The organism is Pseudomonas sp. EGD-AK9 (assembly GCF_000465935.2).
Classification (GTDB): Bacteria; Pseudomonadota; Gammaproteobacteria; order Pseudomonadales; family Pseudomonadaceae; genus Aquipseudomonas.
On sequence record NZ_AVOF01000622.1, the window covers coordinates 1 to 1,090 of the forward strand.

A 1,090-nucleotide genomic window follows, 5' to 3' on the forward strand; every position below is an offset into this window, starting at 1 on the left:
TCCTCGCTCGGCGTCTCGGCTGCCGCGGCGCTGCCGGGTGGGCTGTCCTGCTGTTCGGCCTGGGCGGGCAGCGCCAGCAGCAGGGCCAGGGCGAGCGGGGAAAAACGTGCGGGCATGACGGGCTCCTCGGGCAATCTGCCCTGCAGCCTAGCCGGTTCCGCTGGCGCTTGTCAGCGACCGCGGGCGGCGCCCGACCTTGGGTCGGGGCTGCTACAATGCGCACCTTTTCGTGAATACCTCCCGAGGTGCGCCATGCAACCCTTCGCCATCGCCCCGTCGATCCTCTCCGCCGACTTCGCCCGTCTGGGCGAGGAAGTCGACAACGTGCTCGCCGCCGGGGCGGACATCGTTCACTTCGACGTGATGGACAACCACTACGTGCCCAACCTGACCATCGGCCCGATGGTCTGCGCGGCGCTGCGCAAGTACGGCATCACCGCGCCGATCGACGCGCACCTGATGGTCAAGCCGGTGGATCGCATCATCGGCGACTTCATCGAGGCCGGCGCCTCCTACATCACCTTCCACCCGGAAGCGTCCGAGCATATCGACCGCTCGCTGCAGCTGATCAAGGCCGGCGGCGCCAAGGCCGGCCTGGTGTTCAACCCGGCCACCCCGCTGGACGTGCTCAAGTACGTGATGGACAAGGTCGACATGATCCTCTTGATGAGCGTCAACCCCGGCTTCGGCGGGCAGAAGTTCATCCCCGCCACCCTGGATAAACTCAAAGAGGCGCGCGCGCTGATCGATGCCAGCGGCCGCGAGATCCGCCTGGAGATCGACGGCGGGGTTAACGTGCAGAACATCCGCGAGATCGCTGCGGCGGGCGCCGACACCTTCGTCGCCGGCTCGGCGATCTTCAACCAGCCTGACTACAAGGCCGTGATCGACGCCATGCGCGCCGAACTGGCCCAGGTGCGCGGATGAAACCGCTGCGCGCGCTGTGCCGCGGCGAGCTGCCGCGTCTGGTGATGTTCGACCTGGACGGCACCCTGGTGGATTCGGTACCGGACCTGGCCGCGGCGGTCGACCGCATGCTGGTCGAACTGGGCCGCGAGCCGGCCGGCGTCGACCGCGTGCGCGACTGGGT

Annotated in this window: 1 protein-coding gene and 1 pseudogene; both read left to right on the forward strand. The window is 68.2% G+C overall.

Annotated elements, in window-relative coordinates:
• Nucleotides 1-252 precede the first annotated feature (252 nt).
• Nucleotides 253-927, forward strand: coding sequence for a ribulose-phosphate 3-epimerase (rpe, locus tag N878_RS21775; RefSeq protein ID WP_021445645.1), 675 nt, complete (start codon nucleotides 253-255; stop codon nucleotides 925-927).
• Nucleotides 924-1,090 (forward strand): annotated as a pseudogene (locus N878_RS21780) (phosphoglycolate phosphatase); the annotation flags it as partial. The gene rpe and the pseudogene N878_RS21780, both read left to right, overlap by 4 nt.

Excerpts from the sequence above, each read along its gene's own strand:
- rpe (WP_021445645.1), top strand. The coding sequence starts at position 253 with ATGCAACCCTTCGCCATCGCCCCGTCGATCCTCTCCGCCGACTTCGCC.